This window comes from Paenibacillus sp. ISL-20, assembly GCF_018613005.1.
In the GTDB taxonomy this organism is placed as follows: Bacteria; Bacillota; Bacilli; order Paenibacillales; family Paenibacillaceae; genus Paenibacillus_AQ.
Genome location: NZ_JAGGRD010000035.1, coordinates 164,062 through 186,624, shown reverse-complemented (window position 1 = coordinate 186,624; position 22,563 = coordinate 164,062). Strand labels below are relative to the sequence as shown.

The following is a 22,563-nucleotide window of genomic DNA, read 5'->3' as shown; positions in this document are numbered from 1 at the left end:
TCCCGCCCTCCTGATATTGTTGGATGTCTTATCCTTTTAATGAACCGATCATGACCCCTTTAACAAAAAACTTCTGCAAAAACGGATATACGATCAACAGCGGTACCGAGGTCACCACGATCAGCGAATATTTCAGCAGTTCCCGCAGCCCTTGCCGGGCCGCAGCGGTTTTGGCATCGCCGAGCATTTCGATATTCACCTCGTTCTGCACCAGAATATCGCGAAGCACGAGCTGGAGCGGGTACAACTCCGCGCTCTTCAAATAAATCATCGCATTGAAATATTGATTCCAATGGCCAACGGCATAGAACAAGGCGATGACGGCCAAGATCGGACCCGAAAGCGGCAGCACGATGCGCCATAGGAAGCGAAAATCGGTGCAGCCGTCCAACTGTGAAGCCTCCAGCAGTTCCTGCGGGATGGTTGTCTGGAAATACGTGCGCATGATGATGACATTCCACACCGACAGCGCCCCCGGAATCAGCATCGACCATATCGTGTCGATCATGCCGAGATCCTTCACCAGCAGATAGGTCGGGATCAGCCCTCCATTAAACAGCATCGTGAACACGAACAGCAGCATGAACATGTTTCGCCCCCGAAAATCTTTGCGTGACAACGGGTACGCTGCCAACACGGACAGAATGAGATTGATCATCGTGCCTGCCAGCGTATAGAACAGCGTGTTCATGAATCCCTTGACCACCATCGTATTTTTGAATACCGCACGATAGCCTTCGAGGGTCGGCTCGACGGGCCACAGCCATACCTTTCCCGACAAGACCGCGCTGCTGGAACTGAATGAGGCGCTGACTACATAAATCAACGGATATAACACAATGATTAGGAAAACGGATAACATCGCGTAGTTGACCACCGTAAAAACGCGATCCGAGCCGGATTCCTTCATGGTAGGTGATTGCATACAAGTCCTCCCTTTCTTACCATAGACTCTCCTGCTTCAGCTTTTTGGCCGTTTGATTCACGATCAACAGCAGCACGAAACCGATGATCGCTTTAAACAACCCAATCGCCGTGGCATATGAGAAATTCATTGCTTGGGATACCAAACCCACCTTGTACACGTACGTGTCAATGACTTCGGATGAACGCAAATTCAGTGCATTCTGCATTAACAGAATTTTCTCGAAGCCGGTCTCGAGCATTTGCCCCGTATTCAGAATGAGTAAAATCATGGCGATGGGCATGATGCCCGGGAGATCAATGTGGCGCATCCGCTGCATCTTCGTGGCTCCATCCATGACAGCTGCTTCATGGAGAGCCGGATCAATTCCTGAAAGCGTTGCCAAAAAGATGATGCAGGAAAACCCGACATTCTGCCAAATATGGGACCATACATAGATCGACTGAAACCATGAGGCCTCCGCCATGAAATGAAACGGACCTAGGCCGATCCAGCCGAGCATCGTATTGATGATTCCCGTTCTTGGATCCATAAACTGCAGCATCAAGCCCACCAGCACGACCAGAGAGATAAAATAAGGCGCGTATGTAACCATTTGGACGGTGTTCTTGAAGCGCCGGTTCCTTACATAATTCAGTCCAAGCGCAAGCATAATGGGAAACGGGAAACTGGCTATCAGTGTGTACAAGCTGATGGAGAACGTATTCTTCAGCAATCGCCAGAATTCATGCGATTGAAAGAAGCGTTCGAACTGGGCAAATCCGACCCATGGACTTCCGTTGATCCCCTTCGTGACGTTGAATTCTTTAAACGCAATCTGCGCGCCGTACATCGGCACATACTTGAATATGATGATGTACAATAATGGAAGCAAAAAAAGCGCATACAGCTGCCAGCTACGGATGATGCTCTTCCAGCCACTCAGCGGCTACCACTCCAATCTTCAATGGATTCGTCCCGATTCGGTCCGTGATTGGAGTATATACAGCTGCGTGGATCAGCGTAAATCTTCATGTTTCCGGTCGATTATTCAAAATTTTAGAATGGACTGTTATTCATCAATCATGCACTGTGCATTTCTTTAGATTAAGCATGTTCTTCTGCGCGTTGAAGACGTCTATACTCGGTCGCGCTAATGCCGTTTACCCGTTTAAATGCACGGCTGAAGGTGTTAAGTGAGAGATAGCCAACAGAAGCAGCAATGTCACTTACCGGCCTGTCGCTTGACGCCAATTCACGCTTCGCCTCATCCATTCGGAGTTGCTCCAGATAGTCCGAGAAATTCAAGCCTGTTTGCTCCTTAAAGAAGTAAGATACATAAGCCTCAGAGGTGCGTGTTTCCCGGGCGAGCGCGGTTAAACTCAGATCACTTTCCCCATAGTGCCTCTCGATATAGGTAAGCAGTCGGCTCGTTAAATGGTCATTATGGCTCTTCTTCCTCTCCTCGTTTTTCCGACAGAGCCGAATAAAGGTAGTATAGAGAATGTTCATGGCTTCGGCTGGAGGCATAACTGGATTTAACGCTCGGATGACAGCTTCCATTTCCTCCGTTCTGCCGCTTCCATCCTTCCCTGTGGGTTCGCAGCATTTCATCAAGGTACCGCTAAGCTCCTGGGCAAGGAGCTTCTCCACGGCCATCGGCAATTGCCGCTCCGATCTATTCTTCTCCTTGATCTGCAGCAGCAACTGCTGCGTCTCATCCACATTGCCTGCCTTCACAAGCTGGATCAACCTCATCTCTTCATCGGCCGGGTAATAATAGGAGAAGGATGGCGTTTCCATTTCAGCATGATATAAGATTGGAGCCTTCTCGCTCCATCCTGCATGATGAAGCACAAACCTGGCCTCCCCGTAGGAACGGTATAACTCAGCAATGCTGGACTGGCACTCGCCCACAGCCATATACAAGCCCGTATCTGAGATTCCGCTCAAATGCTCGTAAATTACCTTTATATTTGCTCGCATCTGTGTCATAAAATCCGCGTTGTCTACTGCCATTCCCGACAGGATCAGGACCAATTGGTTTTCACCAAAATCATGCAGCAGCACCTCCTCCCTGCATAATGCTTGAAGCCGGTCGCGAAGGTTGATTTTTACAATATCGAGCTCCATCAGCATCTCTTCCATAAATGGCTCCTGGTATCCCCGAATATAGAGAAGGACAACCACATGGTGAGATCCCCGAAGTTGGACTTGTGCGTGTTCCATGGCAGCGTCGATCTCCTGCATCGACGTGAAGCTACCCTTCAGAAGCCTGTCAACCACAACATTTCGCAGCATCGGAATCTGCTCTTCCAACCGTTCCTTCAGCGAATCATGGCTCTCGATCAGCTCGGACACGGAATGTCCGATATAATCAACGGCGTTACGAGAAACCACATGCTTTGCATCCCGACGCGATGACGGCAGAAGCTGGAGGATCTTAAGGAATGGTCTGCTGCTTCGATATGCAAAATAGCCGGCGATCCCAAGCCCCAGCAGAAGAGCCGTGATAAAGATCGTCATTGTCAGCTGTTTGATATAATTTACCTTTTGCAGCACCACAGATTTCGGTTGAGCGGATACATAGCTCCAGCCATTGTATTTGGACGTGGATTGCGTCACCAGCATTTCCTGACCGTCCAATCGGATATGGGAGTAGCCCCCTCGCTTGGGAAGCGCTTTCAAAATATCCGGTTCTTTCAAACCAATAGAACTGATCAGGTTGCCGTTCTGATCCGCTATGTAGGCAAAACCCTCTTGTTCCGGATCGACTTTGCGAAGCATGTCCTGAATCTGCATGTTGTTGATCAGTACAGTGACAACTCCGCTGCTCCTCTTATTCCCGAAGGATTGCATGTAGCTAACAACCGAGTAAGGTTTGCCTTCATACACGACCGAACGGCCCGGGGCATACGTTTTATAATGATACTGCCCAAACAGAGCTTGCTTCCACTCACTTAATGACTGGTCGTTATAGCGCAGCTGTAAACGATAATACTGGTCCACCGTATACACCTTACGAGGTGAAACGATCATGTTGCTGTTCCTGTAAGCGATGTAATAATCCAAAATGAAGTGATTGAACAATTTGTAATTAAACAAACTCTTTTCCAAGTCCCATAGACGGTAAGGACCTGTTCCGACAAACGGTTCTTTCTCAAATTGAAAAGACAGCACCTTCGATTCGCTCGACATCTGCCGTGCCATGTTCTCGATTTCGGCAAATCTCTGATCCAGCGCTTCCTGGATTTGCTGCAGAGCGGCGGAGGTGCTTCTCACCGTCTCGCTTTCAATAAGCCTTGCGGTCTTCCCATAAGCAAACAATCCAACCAATAGGGAGCCCACCAAAATGACAGCATACGGTATAAAAAATCGAACCAACAGCGCTGCCTTCTCCCCGGAAACGGATTTCACCGCTTTATTCCCCCTCTCATCTCTTCAGATATGATCCAATATAACAAAGAAAACAACGTATAGTCAGTAGACCAAAAGGCACTCTTTAGAGTCAATCTTGAACACCATTCCCATCACAAGTTTGGTATAAACAATCATTTGGAGACTGTCGGCATTTCATCCGTAAATTGGTTATCTCCTTCTCCTTCCCTTATACTGGATAGGAAACTATCATTTTCGAGAGGAGACCCTATATGACAAATGCGAACGAATCTCTGAAAAATGCATTGTTTACGAAGGAATTCACCCATAACCCCTATCCTGTATACGAGAAATTGAGGCAAAGCGATCCCATACTAAATCTGCAATTTCCCGATGGACGTTTCGGCTGGCTGATCAGCAATTACGAGGAGGCTGTTGAAGCGCTCAAGGATAACCGATTTAGTAAAGACGTCGCTAAAGCAATGGGGCAGGAACAGACCAGCGTGTTCAGCACTAACATGCTGTTCTCCGATCCACCGGATCACAAACGGCTTCGCGGATTGGTCCAAAAGGGCTTTACGCCACAGCGAATCGCGGATATGCGGGGCCATATTCAAGAGATCGCGGACAGCCTGCTAGATGCTGTCTCCTCCAAAGACACCATAAATCTCATTGATGAGTACGCGTTCAAACTTCCCATTATCGTGATAAGTGAAATCCTTGGCGTGCCTACGGAGGACCAAGACAAGTTCCGGATATGGTCCAACTCCATCATCGGCGCCTCCAACCAGGAAATGAACGAGCAAGTAGTCCAGCATATGAATGAATTTATCGCTAATTTGAAGGATTGGTTCGCCAAGGTTCGCGAACAGCCGGGCGATGATATGATCAGTCAGCTGGTCGTTGCCGAGAATCAGGGTGATCGCTTATCCGAACAGGAGTTATATGGCGTCGTCACCCTGATGATCATAGCCGGTCATGAAACGACGGTGAACCTGATCGGTAATGGAGTGCTTGCGTTATTGGAGCATCCGGAACAGCGCAAGCTTCTGCAGGAACAACCCGAACTCATTCATGGCGCGATTGAGGAAATGCTTCGCTACAACGGTCCCGTTGAATTCAGCACCTCCCGTTGGGCGGCGGAGGATATGGATTTTCATGGCGTTCACATGAAGAAAGGCGACTTGGTTGTCATCGCTTTGAACTCCGCTAATCGGGATGCCTCACAATTTGAGGACCCGGATATCTTTGATATTACCCGGGAGAAGAGCCAGCATTTAGCCTTCGGCAAAGGGATTCATCTCTGCCTGGGAGCTCCCCTCGCCAGACTGGAGGGTGGAATCGCAATCAACACGCTGCTCCGTCGCTACCCCAACTTTGAGCTGCAACGGGACATCGATGAGCTTGAATGGAGACCGGGTATGATTGTCCGCGGTGTGAAGGAGATTCCGATTTCACTTCATGCCTAATGTGCAACAACATGAATGACTGCTTCCATGAAAAAGGCGAACCCCTAACAGGATTCGCCTTTTTGACTATGTTGTAAACTTATTTGGTTACATATTAAACATTATGTAAACTTATCTTCATTATATTAACATGTACCCTTTAGTTCACATGCCGGAATGAATAATAGTTAATTCCACCCTTTTTATCCAATCCCCATCACTGTATTCTATTTAAAAGCTATTTCAAGGAGGACTGATGTAATGAGACGTATTGGTATAATCGGCTGCGGTACCGCTGGGATCCAGCTTGCCTATTCTCTGAAGAATGATTTTGATGTCACGGTACATCATTATGAAGAGCCGCAGAACATCCTTGATGGGAGAATTCGATCCACGTAGATTCATTTTCATCCCACATTAGAACGCGAGTGGCGTTTTAACATGCCTGCCAAGGATAACGCGCCTCCAATCAGCACCATTCAATTTCAGTTAGGTCAACAAAAACTGTTCACAGGTAATCTTTCCGGAATCGCCGCATCGGTGGACCAGCGCTTGCGCTTCGCCAAATCGATGCATGATTTAGCTGAGCAAGGCGTGAAGTTTATAAACGGGCGTTTGAAGCCGGAAGATCTTCCGGACCTGACCTCATCCTACAATCTCATCATCGACGCAACGGGAAAAGCCGGGCCGCTGGCACCATTTCCTGTAGAAACGGGGACTCACTCCCTACCAAGCGCCTCAGCGGAAATACATCGTTGGTTATTTTACCGGAGTACAGCCCTTAGAGCCTGAGGGTATTTCAATTACGGTTCTTCCGGGGAACGGTGAAATGTTCGAGATTCCCGCTATTACCGATGCAGGTCATGCCACCATCTTATTCATTGATGCTGTGCCTGAAGGAGTATTGGATGTTTTTAAAGGCATCAAGAACTCTTCTGAATTTGTGGCACGTATGGCGAATGTAATTGAAGAGCATTTTCATCCTATATATGAACGAACTGATATTGATCGGTTTGCACTCATCGATGAGAACGCCTTTCTTCAAACCGCGATTACGCCGATCCTAAATCCTAAATATGAAATAATCGATCCCTAGTCCAAGCTCCATGACTAGGGTTATTGATATGGTGAAAATGGGTAAAATTATTAATAGAAACCTTTTTTGAATGAAACACCTCAAAATTTCCATCAAATGAAAGAAGCTGAACCAAATGAAGTCTGCTAAAACCAAAGAAAATCAATCCAAGCGCATAAGATACTCCGCGCGTAACTTATGGTCTGGAATCTTATTCGGATTAGGTCTGGTCGCTTTTATCGATGAAGTTGTGTTCCACCAATTGCTGCATTGGCATCATTTCTATGATAAGTTGACAAGCGATATCGGACTTGTCTCCGATGGACTGTTTCACGCGTTCAGCTGGTTTGCTACCATCGGATCCTCGTTCATGCTTGCCGATCTGCACCGCCGGCATGCGTTCTGGTTGAAACGGTGGATTGGCGGTATCCTGCTTGGAGGCGGCGCCTTCCAGCTGTATGATGGTATCATTCAGCATAAATGGATGCGGCTGCACCAGATTCGTTATAATGTCGATATCCGTCCCTACGATTGGGTCTGGAACCTGATTGCTGCGGGCATGATCCTAGTTGGTATAATTCTCATCGTGCGAACTCAAAACCGCGCTCTATCCGGGGAGGCCTGATCTCATGATGAGTAACCATACTCTTGCTCTTGGGGCTGGATTGTCCGGAAGCTCTGCTTCATGGACGTCATGGGAATGGATCATCGGTGGTTTAATCTTTGCGCTTCTCATGCTTCTATATATAGTTACGGCTGCGGTTTCCAATCGAAACTACCGAAATTGGCCGTTCTATCGTTATGTTTGTTGGGTTGCGGGAATGCTTTGCATTGGTTTGTCGCTGATCGGTCCGCTAGCACGACTCGCTCCTACGAGCTTTATAATCCATATGCTCGGACATCTGCTGCTCGGTATGCTGGGGCCGCTGTTGATTGCATTCTCCGCACCGATGACGCTGCTTCTAAGGTCTACTCCAATTCCTTTCGCCAGACGGATCACTCGTTTGCTGAAGAGCAAGCCAGCCCAAATCGTTGCTCATCCGGCGGTAGCGACCTTGCTGAATATCGGTGGACTATGGGTCTTGTACACAACCGGCTTATTCATGGCCATGCATCACAGCCTTTTACTTCATATCATAGTGCATTTTCATGTTTTTGCAGCAGGGTATCTATTTACGGTCTCTTTGCTTTACGTGGATGTGGCCCCCCACCGTCACAGCTTTCAGGCTCGTGCGATCATCCTAATGATCGCCATTGCCGGACATGGGATATTGTCCAAATACATATATGCCCATCCGCCAGACGGCATCTCCTCGGAACAGGCCGAGCTGGGTGGAATGCTGATGTATTACGGTGGAGACGCGATTGATCTCATTCTAGTGTTTTGGCTGTGTATGCAATGGTATAAGTCGGCGCGCCCGCGACCTGTCGCATCCATGCTCCAAGCCTTGGATTAATCACCGTTAACCGGATTATTCTTGGTGTCACTCGTCTCCTGCGGCAGCACGTTGGATATGCTCGGTACATTACGCGGCTTATATTCAATGAGTTCAGAAGAGTAGATGGCAACGGTCATCCTTCCCCCATTACCGAATGCGCGGATGAGGATGGGCTGATTATAGGCGTTCTCAAAAACAAAATCCGGTCCTCCCCAGCTCACCGTAGCATCGCGCCCCGGGAGCACATAAGGTACGTTCCGGCTGTGAGAGTATCGCTTTACAATCTGCAAGCCTGCACGGTCGATAGCATTATACAGTGTGGAAGAGACCTGACAGATCCCTCCCCCCACTCCCTCCGATAATTCGCCTCTGACGATAACGCCAGCTCGTTTGTACCCTCTGTCCACCGTTCTAATGCCAACCACCTGATTAAACGAGAAGGTTTCTCCGGGAAACACGACTGCACTGTCAATCGCCTGAGCGGCTAACGCGATATTATGGGAACGATTTTTGTTGTTGGAATTAAAATAGGTGACATAGTAACCTATCGGTTTCACCCGAAGGGAGGCCAGAAGCTCCGTATCTACCTTCGGATAAATCGGATACCTCGGCGCTTCGACGGTAGCGCCCCCAGTGCCGTACCAATAGGAATAATATTGCTCCAGCAGTTTGCGTCGATCCAGTCTATGACCATTCTGCCCGGGAATGATCTGGCCACTGCTGCCAATCCGGGCGTTCCGGGCTTCCAGATAGGTTTTCCGATCAAGTGCATCTACCCATTGATTGTATTTATCCATATCCAGCAGGGGGAAAACATCAAGCGCATGGTCGCTCCGGCTCACGCTTGCCATGACTTTACCTTCTTGCGTTATCATTAAATCGCTGTTATCCGGTTCATCCCCTTGCAGGAGCATAAACAATAGACCAAGGACTGACATCCATCTCAAGCTGGTTCACCTGCTTTATCGTTGTGTTTTTCTCTATTCGCGTTTACGTAATATGTCCGGTTTCGTTTACTCTCTGGTATTATGATTGCATTACAGGTAATTCATTCAGATTGTTTTATAAGCAAAAGAAACCCGCACCATGAAGTGCGGGTTTCTCTGTATGTTATGACTTATTTTACAAGGACACTGGCGTCTCTTTCCTATGACTAAAGGGCATAACAAGGAACAAAAACGAGCTTACGGCCAGCAATTCTGCAATCCCGATGACGGTTCCCATTGGGGCAGCAGTTGTTCCGTCTCCCAGGCCTACAAGTGGACTTGCGGCTGCACCTAATAACAATGGCAGTAATCCAAGAAGTGCGGACGCACTGCCTGAAGTGTGGGCTGCTTGCTTCTGCATCGCCAGTGAAGTTGTCGTTGCACTGACCATGCCAACGGCAGAAACAATCAGGAACAGCATCGGTGCAATCAGCAGCAATCCGCCGCCGAGCCATGTGATCGCGAACAACGAAGTGCCGCCAAAGGCCGCTATGACAAGACCCGTTGTCAACAATTTGGTTTCCCCTGTGCGGGAGGCCAATCTACCCGTAATTTGAGAGAACAGGACAATGCCAACCCCGTTAACGGCAAAGAACAAGCTGTACATTTGAGGGGATACGCCGAAAATATCCTGAAGTACGAAAGGTGACCCTGAGATATACGCAAACATCGCGGCTGATACGAATGCTTGGGAAAGCGCATAGCCGACAAATACGCGGTCCCTAATCAGCGTGCCGAAGGTACGGAAGGTTTGCTTAATCCCTCCGTTGGCCCTATTCTCCGGAGTGAGCGTTTCCGGAAGACCAAACCATACAGCGAGCAGCATCAGCAATCCAATCAGGAACAAGACAACAAAAACTCCGCGCCAAGAGACGAAATTAAGGATAAACGCCCCGAATACAGGAGCGATAATGGGTGCCAAACCATTAATCAGCATCAGCAACGTAAAAAATTTGGTCAGCTCCGTACCGGTATATAAATCCCGGACGACAGCCCTGGATATGACGATACCGGCTGCTCCGCTTGCTCCCTGCACGAACCGAAGCGCAACCAGAACCCATATCGTTGGGGCAAACGCGCACAGCAAGGAGGTAATCGAATAAATAATCAAGGATATAATGAGCGGTGCTTTTCTCCCCCGGATATCGCTAAGCGGGCCTGCTACAAGCTGTCCAAGAGCAAGACCAAGTAAAAAAGCCGTCAGGCTTAATTGGGCCAACGATGCTGGTGATCCCAAACTTTCGGAGAGCTTGGGCAGTGCAGGTAAATACATATCAACGGAAAGTGGCCCGAAAGCCGAAAGAGATCCGAGAATCAAGGCAAACTGAAGCCTCTTCCTGCGAGTTAGAACCATGGCTGAACCGGCTTCATTCGTGGACATCGACATACGATCTGTTACTTCCTTTCCTGCAACACATTGATGCATGAGTAATAAAATTTTAGCAAACCATCTTGGATTGCTAAATAACTATCCTATCATAGGATATATTTCGGTAGATTGCCATCCATTTTTTCTAAGCGAGTGGAATCCGCAGGGTAAACGTCGTGCCAATCTCTAGCTCACTGTGCACCGTTATTCTGCCCCCATGGTCCTCCACAATTTTTTGACACAGCGACAGCCCAAGGCCGGTTCCTTCTTCTTTGGTTGTATAGAACGGATCAAATATCTTGGCCAGATTTTCATCGGCAATGCCTTTTCCGGTGTCCTGAATTTCCACGACAGCCATTCGTTCTTCCGCTCTGAGCGAGATTCGGACGGAGCCGGTGTGCTCCATCGCTTGAAAGGAATTACGGATCAGGTTAATCAGCACCTGGATGATCTTATCACGATCCATGACGATCTTGATCGGTTCATCGCTTACATCCAGCATAAATAAATGTCCATGTGAAGCGGCTTCGGATTCACACAACGAATAGACTCGTGTCATACAGTCCGTAAGGGATTCTACCCTCATATTGCTGGCATGGGGTTTTGAGAAGTGTAGAAATTCTGCCGTCAGCTCCCCTACCCGCGTAATCTCCCCCATTATGACTTCATACCAGGGCTTAATGTTATAACTTTGATTTTTGGAGAGTTGAATAAACCCTTTAATCGAGGTAAGGGGATTTCGAATCTCATGGGCCATCCCGGCTGCCAACTCCCCCACCATCTTCATCTTTTCCGTCCGGATCATCTCCTCCTGGCCTCTCATCCAGGAATTGCGCCGCATTTGAAATATCCGGTCTTCTGCCGTGCTGATCATCTCTTGATATGTTAAGGCTTCATGCGGGTAACAAGTGATGCTATAGGTCACCTGTACGCCGATATTTTCAAATTTGAACATGCTGCTGTCGATGTTGACATGCTCGGGCAGCAGTATGGCAAAGCGGTCTCCCGCATATCGGGAGGCTGCCAGCATATCGTTTCGGAACAGTTTGCGCACTGCCCGTGAGAAACTGATCAGAATCTCATTGGCTGTGGAGATGTCCTTGGCATTTAACGATTTGAAGTTGTTGATGTCCAGTAACACCAACTGAAAGGGCTTATTCACCTCAATGAGATGCTGAACTTTATGCAAATATCCATCATAATTCAGAAGTCCCGTCAAGGGATCATGATAGGTCAGGTAATCGTTTTGCTTATATAATTTCTTCTTTTCCGATTCGAGAAAGTTAACAAAATGAAAGGAAATCACGACGACAAAGGATGCTAAGCAATCAAACACCGAAACCAGAATATTGTACTTTGTAAAAGGCACGTAAGTCAGACGAATAATAGAATATTGAAGTACCATAAGGAGGCACAGCGGCATCGTTTCTATGAAACGCTCCTTCTTATGAATGAGATTGATGATAAGTATGTAATACAGCAAGATACACCAATTCAATTGGCTAACATAATGAAACGCCCCGAGAAAGAGAAATTGAAGAATGCGAAGCCATTCGAACTTTCGATCCAAAATGACGGATGCATACAGTAACGATGCCGTGAGCAGCATCAAAGGGATTGACGTTTGATATCCAAGATAAACCGACGACACCATGATAAAAACCGATATCAAGGGAACAAATAGGAGCTTAAGTACTATAAACGACAAAGCGAATCACTCCTAAATCACTATTACTGGCGCAAAATGTAGAAATAACGGAGGCAAGTTTCACCAAATATGGTACACCATATATAAGCGTCTGAACAGCAGGAAAACACCACTTTCAAAAACAGCAAACGTGAATCTCTTTCTGAAAATCGTGTTTGTGCCTGCTAACCAGCTAGAATTCCTCGTATCGAATCGATATGAACTGATGGATTGTCGGATGAAACGCAACGGTTACATATACGCCGAATTCACGAGCGCCTTTCTTAAGCCATAGCTTAAATTTCTCCTCCACCATCTCATTGGATATCGTGGTTCTTCCCATATAGAGGTAGTCGACGACATCCATATTGTATTTACGCTTCGTTTCCGTGACGGCGAGCGTTCCCCAGGTAGCATAAACAGGGTCTTTACTGTTCAAGGCATGGACCAGGGACTCTGCAATTTCTGTCAATTCCTGCTGCCTGATTTCTGAAGAAGCGCGATTTGCAGCAGTTAAAAGGTACTGCCAGTCCCCCTTTTCGAATACTAACAGTCGAAGCGTATTGATCGGTCCCTTGTAAAACTTTGCAGTCGTATGATCTGAAAGTTGCGATTCTTCAAATGATAGATGTTTCAGATGCTGTTTATTTTCTAACGGATATAACTCGATTTTGTAGCTATGTTCAGGTTTATACCGGTTCTGATAGTGAACCTCCAAATGCTCGTCCAATCCACCCTCCATGTCATAACAGCGGCCATACTGATGCGTAAAAGCTACGGGCGGCAACAGCGGCGGTAAAAAGACGGATGTTCCGAAATGTTCCTCGCAGTCCCTCATAGCCTCCTCCACGAGCTCACCGCCGGATTCAAAGATGGCCTGCTGATCATAGGGATCCTGATGTTTTTTAATCCCTTGATCATTACCAGGACTTATCCCAAGCGATAAAACACCGACTAATACGATGCTGCCCAGCATATTAAACCTCCTCTTTACACCTCTTAGATAAATCTGGAGTTCGTCTCTCAAGCCTAAGATTCCCGCTTACGTTCTTCCTAATTCGACATGGAATTCGTTGGATAAATCCAGGGAAAAGTACACACACTGTGACAGACTATGCAGGAATCCGAGGTGAAAAGGCGTGGGGATGAAACAGAAGTTAAAATCCATGTTTCTGGTTAGCCATGATCATTCTGAAGAAGGCCAAACTCACGAAAATCAACAGGACCCTAACCCCCAGGAAGAAGTTACACTGACGCTGCAGCATATCATCGATCAATTTGATCATGCCGCCGATTTTGTCCATAAAACCTACCATAAGAAACGTCTGCATGTACTGTATTTCAGTCATTTAGTCAATGAGGATCGGCTGGAGCGTGACCTGCTCCCTCCTTTATTGAATTCTGAAGCGCCGTTGGAGCTGTTAAGAGAGCAATCCCAATTTGAAAAAGTAACGGACACCAAAAAATGCGTTGAAGGCATTCTTGGCGGTATGGCGGTTTTCTTTTACGAAGAAAAAGCATACCTGATCGATGTCATTTTTCCGGTATCACGTACGGTTGCTGAATCCGAAACAGAATCCATCATTATTGGTCCGCACGAGGCTTTTACCGAACAAGCTTATACAAATCTGTCGTTGATCCGGAAGCGAGTTCAGAGTTCTCATCTCAAAGTCATTAAATTGTCCGTTGGTGAAGTGACCAAATCTGATGTCTATGTTCTTTACATCCAAGACATCGCAAATGAGAACTACGTAAAAGAAGTGATAAAGCGAATTAAGGATATCGAAATCGATGCTATCCATGATGCGAATATGCTGATTCAGTGCATTGATGATGATCCGTATTCGATCTTTGCACAATTTCTGACTACCGAGCGGCCGGATACGATCGCATCCAAGCTGGTTTCGGGTCGTATCGTGGGAATTATGGACGGGAGCCCCACTGCCTTCAGCGCCCCGGTCAACTTTTTTGAATTCTTCTCATCCTCCGATGATTATTACCAAAGGTGGAGCATAGGTACGGCAACCTTGTTCTTGAGGTTTGCAGCGCTCCTGATTACGGTGACGTTGACAGCCCTTTACGTCTCGGTGACCTCCTTCCACTATGAAATGATTCCGGAGAATCTAATCTTGACACTGACAGAGTCCAGAAGTAAAGTGCCTTTTCCCCCGATTTTTGAGGCGCTGCTCATGGAGACTACCATCGAGCTGTTGCGGGAAGCCGGTGCCAGACTGCCTACCAAAATTGGACAGACCATCGGCATCGTAGGCGGTATCGTCATAGGGCAAGCGGCAGTGCAAGCGGGATTAACCAGTAACATACTGATCATTGCCGTCGCCTCTTCTGCTATTGCTTCCTTTGTTATACCCAATTATGTCATGAGCGCATCCTTTCGCCTCTTCCGTTTCGGGCTTATTGTAATGGCTGGATTATGGGGGAATATGGGATTGGCTCTTGGCTTGGCCTATATAGTCATTCACTTAAGCGGTTTGACGAGTGTCGGCGCCTCCTACTTATCACCCATTGCTCCCTTTGAGCCCTATGACTGGAAAGACGTATTCATGAGACTGCCTTTTTCCGCATTGGCCAAGCGGCCAACCCAAGTTAAAGCCAGAAATAAAGTGAAGTTAAAAATGAAGAGGTGAGGACAATTGAAAGAAAAACTATCCCAATTTCACACCGCGATCCTCATCTATATGATTCAAACAGGTGTATATGTATTCAGCATTACCCAGGTCGAAGCCCAATATTTTGGTACAAACGGTTGGCTTATCACCATCCCGGTTTCACTTCTGGTCTGTCTGAATATATACATGATGTATTGGGTGTACCGGCTGGGCAAAGGACAGTCGATCTTCGTCATATTGGAGAAAAGCATTCCCAAGTTCATTCTGACCCCCTTCTATCTGGCGATCAGTACGGTATGGGCACTTATCGGCTGTCTCGTCGCCAAGGAGTATGTACTGATCTTTCAGATGTTCGCGTTCCCGACAACCAACCCCATGGTGTTCAAGATTGCGATCGATGTTCTTGCATTTATGCTGCTGACCAAAGGGCTCTATAACATTTCCAAGGCTTCGACCGTTTTCTTCTGGAGCACCATCTGGATGAGCTTGCTTTTGCTTTATTATGTAGGGGAATTCAGAATAGAGAGATTGACCCCCTATATTTTTAAAGACAGTTACAGCATGACCGAGGGTCTTTTTCAAATTTATTTGGCATACTTGGGTTATGAGCTGTGCTTACTTTTGTTTCCCTATACCGATAAGAAGACCAAACTGTTCAGGGCGGTATTCTATGGAAATTTAATTCGTACGGTATCCTATACGCTCTCGGGCTTTGTTACGTTTGGCGTAATTGGTTCGGATATGCTTAAGGTCATGTTATTCCCGTTACTGGATCTTCTGGCTTACATCAAGCTTCCGTTCATTGAGCGAATCGAGAACCTTTTCTACGGCTTCTTCCTGTTTACAACCATTATCTCCCTTGTCCTTTACTTCTGGGCGGCAGGCGAAAGCACCCAAAGAGTCTTCCCGAAGATCAAAATCAATGTACACTATTTCTTTATCATTTTAGTAGCTTTGCTCATCTCCTACATTCCAACCATATTGAATAAAATCAGGGAGTGGCTTTTGTTTCTGGGTTATATCCAGATTGGATTCGCCTACATAATGCCGTTGATATTAATTCTTCTGCTGCTATGGCAGCGGCGCAAAAAGGCAGCGTGATGAGATATGTTAAAAAAATGTACATGCTTGCTCCTCCTACTGTGTATCATCCCTATTTTCGGCTGCGGGGATCAACGCATTTTGGAAGATCTGGGATTCATCCAAACGACCAGCTATGATATGCTCCCAAATGGCGAGTTAAGCTTCTCGGTCTCCATACCCCAAGCGGATCCGGAGACTTCCGCTAAGCGCGAAGTGCTGACAGCAACAGCCAAGAGCAGTAAGGAAGCAAGAATGATCATGTCCAGACAAACGGGGATGTTGCTGGTGAGCGGACAATTGCGTAATGTGCTGTTTGGTATTTCGTTGGCGGAAAACGGACTGCACGGTCATCTGGATACCTTGTTTCGGGATCCTTCCATTTCATCACAGGTAAAAGTGAGTGTCGTTGATGGTAATGCAGGTGAACTGTTGATCGATGATTACAAGCAGCATCCGCGTACAGGTCGATATATCGATATGCTGCTTGAGAAGGAAGCATTCGGGCAGACCATTCCAAAGGTCACGTTATTTAATTTCGCCAGGGATTTTTTTGATCAAGGCGTAGATCCTGTTGCTCCGATTATTAAGAAGCATGGGAACAATTACATCACGACGAATGGCATCGCCTTGTTTAGAGACGATCGTTATGTTACGAAGATCGAACCTCAGGACGCATTGGTTTTCGCTTTACTAAAAAGCAAATTCAGAGAAGGCCAAATTAATATTGATCTGACGGAGATTAACGGCAAGAAGGAAAACGTCATGTTCAGTTCATTGATCAGCACACGAAAAGTCAAGGTTACCCGCGGAGTTCAAGGCGTTGAGAAGGTTACATTTCATGTGAAGGTAACCGGCTCTGTTCTGGAATACATCGGCGATGCCAAGTTAAACAACGACCAGGAACGGCATGAGTTAGAGCAGCGAATCAGTCAATATATTTCAAAAAAAGGCGATGCCATGATTGCGTTGATGAAAAAACATCAGGTGGATAATCTCGGAATCGGCAGTCATGTTCGTAATCGGGTTGGCTATGAACAATGGAAAAAGATGAACTGGCGGAAAGAGCTTCAAAAGCTCCCGGTGGAATGCTCGATTGAAGCGCATATTAAAGATTACGGCAAGTTTCGATAATATGGGAATGGGCAGTGTCACTACCTTTGTTGGGTGAGGACCGGGCCTCCTACGGGAATACTGAATAATTGTGCTTTTCGGGGTATGGAATTAGCAGCAGATCAACATAAAAACCATGAGCTGCTTGGTATGCGGCTCATGGTTTTGCTTCTAAACGGTTATACATCTCCATGGTTTACTTCTCAATCAGATGTTTCTTAGCAGCGCATGCGAGCATGCCGTCTGAAGATCCCTCCAGCAGCGATTGATTTCGGTGTCTTCCATCGCAGCGGATAAACCCAACAGTGGGAACACCTGCTGGCCGCAGGATAATGCTGTTTGGGCTGCTGCTACGCTTCGGGTGGTTACCTCTGCTTCTGTTGCATTCAATAATCCACCGTTACTCAGCAGCTCCTCCCATGAGCCCTCCACCGTCTCATAAAAATCCGAAACGGATTGCTCCAACATTGCTTTACGCTCCTCCAGCTTGCCGATCACATGAGAAGAGCTCCCTTTCTGTGCCGCAAGTGATTCTGCTGCTTCAAGGAAATGCTCGGCGATGCCAACGGCGACTCCAGCGAAAGATACTTGGGCAAACGGAAGGAAGGGATATTGATAGATTGTTTCGTTCTCATACCCTTGGGTTTCCGTAAGGGAGAACGTCATCTCCACCGGCACGAACGCATCCACAGCGGATATCGTATGACTCGCCGTTGCCCGCAGCCCGAAGGCATTCCAATCCTCCAGAATCTCGATTTGATCAGGATTCAGGATAAAGGATCGAATATGGGGCTCGTCCTGACCTGTAGCCGGTACGTCAGCTGCATCTTGTACCGTGGAACCCTGTTCAATAACTGCATTGGCTGTAAAGGTCGTTGCATAGGTAGAACCGCTGCAATACTTCCAGCTGCCGTTCACAATATATCCGCCGTCCACCTGTCTTGCCGTACCAGTCGGCATCCCGCTGCCCGCAATCACCGCTTCTCGATGCGCGAATACGCGGCGGCTCACTTCCTGGCTCATCAGTGCCGCGAAGAATCCTCCACCTGCTCCAATTGTAACCAGCCATCCCAGGTTACCGTCGATCCTGGCACTCTCCTGAAAAATGCGTGCAGCCTCCGGCAGAGAGGTCATTCGTCCTTCAAGCTCATCGGGCACAAATAAATGAAATAAACGATGATCGTATATAGTTGCCAGCACTTCGGGCGTAACTTGACGATGCTTGTCCATCCCAAGCGCTTGTTCTCTTATAGTTTGAATCTGCTGCTCCGTAAATAACATGTCTCCACCGCTTTCCACTTTCATTTCTCTGTCTGAATGATATAACGATTCCAACCTTGTACGAATGTGCTTAATTTATTCTTTCGGAGCCGTTTCATCGATCTGGGTTAACACCTTCTCCAGGGAACCCATGAAGGACACACGTTGTTCCTGATGATGTTGATACGTGCTCAACAGGCTATCGATTTGAGTTTGTATGCTGCTCCTAAATGCTTCCGGGTTGGTGGAAACAGATGATCCCAGTCCCTCTGCATCCAACTGGCGTAGTTCTTCCATGAGACCACTCTCCGCATGATTAATTTCCATCATCTCAAGCAGCAGCGACTTCAGCTTTACGACCTTGGCCAGGCGCTGTTCATGGGTCCACTGCTCCTCGGGAGTTGATGTATCTACAAGAGAGATACTGTAGTTTCGCATCGCTGTCAGCTCGCCGTTATAGGTTAAAGCCCCTTCCTGAATCAGATGCCGGACCCGATACTCGATGAAAGAGTCGGAAACGGTTAAATCACTCATTCCGATCACCTCGCCAATAATGCGGGCTGATTTCTTGAAGAACCCGTGTCTAGCCTCAAGGCGATATGCGGCTTGCAGTATATCTGCATCATAGTAAGATTCAGGAACGGTGCGTAACTCCTCGCCTTGAAGCACGCGCAGGAACCCATCATCGCTTACGAGACGCTGCCAATCCGCACGATAGCCAGCCTGATCTTGCGGCGACAATGGAACATGCTCCTCAGATGTGTCCATCACGATCTGAAGTTTTTCCGAAGCCATCTCAAACGTTCCTCGATACCAACTGTTTGGATTTTGCTGACGATGAATACTTGTCGCATTCACCAACCTAACATCGAGATGATCCGGTATCAGTGATAACAGCCTGCGCAGACCAAGTTGTTCCGAGGCGGAATCCCCTGCCCATATCAAGCATGGCAGCTCGTTCAGCTGCTGGGGCAAGGTCAGCCAAGCGAAGGCAGCTTGCAGCATCGTTAATTTTCTGTCATCCGCATGCGTAATGCTATATCGTTCCTGAAACCACTTATTTCGGATAGAGAACGAACGGGAGAAATCATGGTCCTTCGGGAGCGGTCCGATCATGAGGTCATCGTGCAATGTAACTACGATTTCTCCCGGTTTCGAGCGCAGCAGCATCTTTAACGACCCTGCCGTTGAATCATCGAACGCAATATGGACACGCGATACATTCCCGCGATGAATCGGGGATTCGTGCAGGTAGACTTCATTCCCCATTGCCCACTCTTTATCGAACAACTGGAGAAAGAGCTCGAGACTTTGATGCTTGCCATCTGCCAGCAGTCTTGCCGATTCCGTATTCATCTTGTCCTTTAGCTTCAGAAGCTTTTCATAGAAATGGTTAATGGCCGTGCTTTTGCCTTTTCGATATTCCTCTGGTGTCATTTGCTCCCGAAGAGGAATGAATGGATCATACATGCTTTGTCCCTTCCATCCGGAATAAGCAAATGTACGGGCAATACCGATTGCGCCAATCGCATCCAGACGATCTGCATCCTGTACAATTTGCCCTTCCAATGTACGCATGGCGTTCCCCGTGCCCCCAGAGAAAGACATCGTGCTGATAATCTCCAACACGGTTTCCTGGTCAGATGCTTCCACACCGGCTTGCTGCAACCACTGCTGAACCCGCTCGTAACCTGCTTCCTTTGATTCATTCAGCTTCTCGTCAGCTACGTCATGGAGATATGCTGACAATTCACATATGTATGGATTCGCGCCTTCAAGATACGCCAGGAGTCGGGCGATTCGGGTGACACGCTGCACATGCCACCAATCATGACCGCTTGCATCCCTTTCGTGCACTGTGCGCGCAAAATCTTGAGCTTTCTGAATAATATGACTATGAGTTGATTTCATTTGATTCAATTTCCCCCATCCCAGCTTCCTGCTTCTAAGCTCTATTATTCCTGATTTACTATAACGTCGCAACTTAGAGGATGTTATAAGCGAGTTGTATCCGCCTTACGCATGTGGGCATACGATAAACAGAATTGTGTTAAAGATATCCGTTTTGTAACAACTAAGATGAATACAGTAAGGAGCTGAACGGTCATGCTGGTGTTTATTCTTCCAGGTTTATATCCTCATTTAAGCGTAAATACCGCGTCCTCGGTTCAACGTGTATTTTCATATGCCCAATCTATAGTGATCCCTAGCGAAGAAGAGGCTGCAGCGATCATGAATGAGACGCTATCCCTGGAGACTGATCCGTGGTTCGTGACCCTCTATGCGGGAGATTCTGTTCAGCCACATGCAAACAAAGAAATCGAACGATGGCTTAGTACATGCAGTGACCGCTCAGCCGGCTGCATAATGAATCCCGTTTCTATTACAGGTCAACCGGCTCTATCCAACCACAGTCATCTTCCATCCTCCCCTTTTCCCCGTGGACCCCTGTTATGGCGCACGGAGATGGTCATGAATGGGCAGATACCGGGTTTTACGACAAAAGAGCAGCTGCCATTCCAGAAGTACGTGTTGATCGATAAACAGATCCAGCTGTCCACCCGATATGAATGGACGGAAGTTGATTCCGATGGGATCCTATACCATCAACGCGCTGCCCCTGCTTGGATGAGGGAAGCTGAGGAATGGAACGCAATCTCCCCGCTTCTCCATGCTTCATCCCGTGTTCAGTATATAGATGAAAGACAAAACTCTCCAATAGTTACCATTGCTCTATGCACATATAACGACGGTGAATACTTGCCATGGGCTATTCGCTCCGTATTATCACAGACGATCACAGCTTGGGAGCTGATCATTGTCGATGACGGTTCAAGTGATGATACTTCAAGTATTCTGGCGAGACTCCCTGTTGATTCAAGAATAAATACAGTGAGACAAAATCAAAACCTGGGTAAAGCTCATGCCCTGAACAGAGCACTTCAAATGGCGAGGGGTTCCTGGTTTCTTGAGTTGGATGCCGATGATTGGATGTCACCTGATTGTCTGGAAGTCCTTCTACATGAAGCATGCAAGGAGCGGAATGTTGGTGTATTCTATGCGAATCATGTTGAATGGCTCGAGCGGATGAATAAACAGCTCCTTTACCAGGGTATCAGAACTGGACCATCCCATTTCTCCTCCAGGCGACTCCTCGCTGAAGCCGTTGCAGTCGCCCCAAGAATGTTCAACGTCTCTATACTCAAGCAGGTAGGAGGTTGGAACACCATGGTCCCTTTCGAAGGACGTCTATACGAAGATATCGAGATGTTATCCAAGGTTTCCTGCTTCCATCCGGTTCATCATGTTCCTCAACCGCTCTATCATAGAAGGTTAAGAAGCTCCAGCATGACACATCGGCATCTTAATTACTATGAGAAATGGAAGAACGCCATGAGCGACATATTGAATTAGATTTATTGAAATAGATCTTGTAAAGTTCACCATTCGAGAAATCACTGAGGAAGTATACGGACTAACGATATATTATCGTTAATTATGGTAACCTGTCTTGATGTTGGCAAATAATTTGAGCTTACTACCTGTACCGTGATCAATCCGGCTGTAGCTGATAATAATTGTCCTTGAAGGAACTGATTGGCCTGGATTACCTCTACCGTCCTACCAAGGAAAGTTGCCAGTATCTCCGAAAAATCCATCCTCTCTTCCCTCCCTATTTATCATTATTCAATGGATAAAATACCACGCTGCGGTATAATGGCAATGCTTCCGTTAGGCTCCGAGATTTGAATATAATCTTCTCCAATAGATACCAATGTACCGAAAATTGGACCTGCTGGAGTTTCGATCGTTATACGTGTATTAAGTCGCGACCTTAAATAGGCAATGACATTACCTCGCGCCCCATAGCTGCTTTCTACTTGCCTCTGAAGTGTATTTACCCGCATGGTAAGTCGTCTGAGCTGTAATTTGATCTGAGAAATGCTCTTAATCAGTCTCCAGCGCAACCTATTCAGCTTGCCCAATACCGGGATAGACTTTTTAGCATGCTTATGTTTTCTCTTACCTTTAATGACCTTGCAATCGTTTGGATGGCTTCGGTTCCAATATCTCCTCACGCTAGCGGCCTCCCTCCATGTAGTCACTGGTACAATATGTATAAATCATAACAATGGAAACTCAAATAGCCAAAGATAAGAAAACCGCCTACAGCATAGATCTATACATCCTCCTCCA

20 protein-coding genes are annotated in these 22,563 nt (G+C 47.2%); 10 read left to right on the top strand and 10 right to left on the bottom strand.

What is annotated here, in order from left to right; genetic code table 11:
- Window positions 1-28: 28 nt before the first annotated feature.
- From J7E85_RS20690 to J7E85_RS20680, 3 genes are all read right to left on the bottom strand, one after another.
- A complete protein-coding gene (locus J7E85_RS20690) occupies window positions 29-925 on the bottom strand; it encodes a carbohydrate ABC transporter permease (RefSeq protein WP_215161014.1) in 897 nt (298 codons plus the stop codon).
- A gap of 16 nt (window positions 926-941) precedes the next feature.
- Window positions 942-1,799: an ABC transporter permease gene (locus J7E85_RS20685; protein ID WP_251035892.1), complete on the bottom strand. Its 858-nt coding sequence runs from the start codon at window positions 1,797-1,799 to the stop codon at window positions 942-944.
- 212 nt (window positions 1,800-2,011) lie between these two features.
- A complete protein-coding gene (locus tag J7E85_RS20680; RefSeq protein ID WP_215161012.1) occupies window positions 2,012-4,321 on the bottom strand; it encodes a helix-turn-helix domain-containing protein in 2,310 nt (769 codons plus the stop codon).
- Window positions 4,322-4,554: 233 nt separating this feature from the next.
- Here J7E85_RS20680 and J7E85_RS20675 point away from each other — a divergent pair, with 233 nt between their 5' ends.
- The 6 genes from J7E85_RS20675 (at window position 4,555) to J7E85_RS20650 (ending at window position 8,262) form a co-directional block, all read left to right on the top strand.
- Window positions 4,555-5,751 (top strand): cytochrome P450 family protein, encoded by a 1,197-nt coding sequence (locus J7E85_RS20675; RefSeq protein ID WP_215161011.1) that lies wholly within the window; start codon window positions 4,555-4,557, stop codon window positions 5,749-5,751.
- Window positions 5,752-5,991: 240 nt separating this feature from the next.
- Window positions 5,992-6,129 carry a hypothetical protein gene (locus J7E85_RS20670; RefSeq protein ID WP_215161009.1) on the top strand — a complete coding sequence of 46 codons (138 nt, stop codon included), beginning with the start codon at window positions 5,992-5,994 and terminating at the stop codon, window positions 6,127-6,129.
- Window positions 6,130-6,171: 42 nt separating this feature from the next.
- Window positions 6,172-6,522, top strand: a complete 351-nt coding sequence (locus J7E85_RS20665) for a hypothetical protein (protein WP_215161007.1) — start codon at window positions 6,172-6,174, stop codon at window positions 6,520-6,522.
- The gene (locus J7E85_RS20660; protein ID WP_215161109.1) at window positions 6,482-6,826 is read left to right on the top strand and encodes a styrene monooxygenase/indole monooxygenase family protein; all 345 of its coding nucleotides are present in this window, start codon (window positions 6,482-6,484) and stop codon (window positions 6,824-6,826) included. The genes J7E85_RS20665 and J7E85_RS20660 overlap by 41 nt, the downstream gene beginning before the upstream one ends.
- Before the next feature lie 115 nt (window positions 6,827-6,941).
- Entirely contained in the window at window positions 6,942-7,430 is a 489-nt protein-coding gene (locus tag J7E85_RS20655; protein WP_215161005.1) for a DUF2243 domain-containing protein, read from the top strand.
- A gap of 7 nt (window positions 7,431-7,437) precedes the next feature.
- Window positions 7,438-8,262, top strand: coding sequence for a cytochrome c oxidase assembly protein (locus tag J7E85_RS20650; RefSeq protein ID WP_215161107.1), 825 nt, complete (start codon window positions 7,438-7,440; stop codon window positions 8,260-8,262).
- Here J7E85_RS20650 and J7E85_RS20645 read toward each other — a convergent pair.
- The 4 genes from J7E85_RS20645 to J7E85_RS20630 all read right to left on the bottom strand — a co-directional run bounded on the left by J7E85_RS20645 (window position 8,259) and on the right by J7E85_RS20630 (window position 13,262).
- Complete coding sequence (locus tag J7E85_RS20645; RefSeq protein ID WP_215161003.1) at window positions 8,259-9,191, bottom strand: VanW family protein; 933 nt, start codon at window positions 9,189-9,191, stop codon at window positions 8,259-8,261. The two genes, J7E85_RS20650 and J7E85_RS20645, sit on opposite strands and share 4 nt — an antisense overlap.
- A 175-nt stretch (window positions 9,192-9,366) precedes the next feature.
- Complete coding sequence (locus J7E85_RS20640) at window positions 9,367-10,617, bottom strand: multidrug effflux MFS transporter (protein WP_215161002.1); 1,251 nt, start codon at window positions 10,615-10,617, stop codon at window positions 9,367-9,369.
- A gap of 127 nt (window positions 10,618-10,744) precedes the next feature.
- Window positions 10,745-12,307: an ATP-binding protein gene (locus tag J7E85_RS20635; RefSeq protein ID WP_215160993.1), complete on the bottom strand. Its 1,563-nt coding sequence runs from the start codon at window positions 12,305-12,307 to the stop codon at window positions 10,745-10,747.
- 172 nt (window positions 12,308-12,479) lie between these two features.
- Window positions 12,480-13,262 carry a DUF3889 domain-containing protein gene (locus J7E85_RS20630; protein ID WP_215160984.1) on the bottom strand — a complete coding sequence of 261 codons (783 nt, stop codon included), beginning with the start codon at window positions 13,260-13,262 and terminating at the stop codon, window positions 12,480-12,482.
- A gap of 169 nt (window positions 13,263-13,431) precedes the next feature.
- Here J7E85_RS20630 and J7E85_RS20625 point away from each other — a divergent pair, with 169 nt between their 5' ends.
- From J7E85_RS20625 to J7E85_RS20615, 3 genes are read left to right on the top strand one after another with little or no spacing between them, the layout of a single operon-like run.
- Window positions 13,432-14,931, top strand: a complete 1,500-nt coding sequence (locus J7E85_RS20625) for a spore germination protein (protein WP_251035891.1) — start codon at window positions 13,432-13,434, stop codon at window positions 14,929-14,931.
- A gap of 6 nt (window positions 14,932-14,937) precedes the next feature.
- Window positions 14,938-16,014, top strand: coding sequence for a GerAB/ArcD/ProY family transporter (locus J7E85_RS20620; RefSeq protein ID WP_251035890.1), 1,077 nt, complete (start codon window positions 14,938-14,940; stop codon window positions 16,012-16,014).
- 6 nt (window positions 16,015-16,020) lie between these two features.
- Complete coding sequence (locus J7E85_RS20615) at window positions 16,021-17,127, top strand: Ger(x)C family spore germination protein (protein ID WP_215160980.1); 1,107 nt, start codon at window positions 16,021-16,023, stop codon at window positions 17,125-17,127.
- Between the two features lie 186 nt (window positions 17,128-17,313).
- Here the strand turns inward: J7E85_RS20615 and J7E85_RS20610 are convergent, their stop codons facing one another.
- Together J7E85_RS20610 and J7E85_RS20605 are read right to left on the bottom strand one after the other, a co-directional pair.
- Window positions 17,314-18,411 (bottom strand): acyl-CoA dehydrogenase family protein, encoded by a 1,098-nt coding sequence (locus tag J7E85_RS20610; protein WP_215160978.1) that lies wholly within the window; start codon window positions 18,409-18,411, stop codon window positions 17,314-17,316.
- A gap of 51 nt (window positions 18,412-18,462) precedes the next feature.
- Window positions 18,463-20,277, bottom strand: coding sequence for a DUF3658 domain-containing protein (locus J7E85_RS20605; RefSeq protein ID WP_215160976.1), 1,815 nt, complete (start codon window positions 20,275-20,277; stop codon window positions 18,463-18,465).
- A gap of 195 nt (window positions 20,278-20,472) precedes the next feature.
- On the opposite strand from J7E85_RS20605, the gene J7E85_RS20600 reads away from it, so the two are divergent.
- Window positions 20,473-21,780: a glycosyltransferase family 2 protein gene (locus tag J7E85_RS20600; protein WP_251035889.1), complete on the top strand. Its 1,308-nt coding sequence runs from the start codon at window positions 20,473-20,475 to the stop codon at window positions 21,778-21,780.
- 269 nt (window positions 21,781-22,049) lie between these two features.
- On the opposite strand, the gene J7E85_RS20595 is transcribed toward J7E85_RS20600, so the two are convergent.
- Window positions 22,050-22,445, bottom strand: coding sequence for a hypothetical protein (locus J7E85_RS20595; RefSeq protein WP_215160974.1), 396 nt, complete (start codon window positions 22,443-22,445; stop codon window positions 22,050-22,052).
- Window positions 22,446-22,563 lie beyond the last annotated feature (118 nt).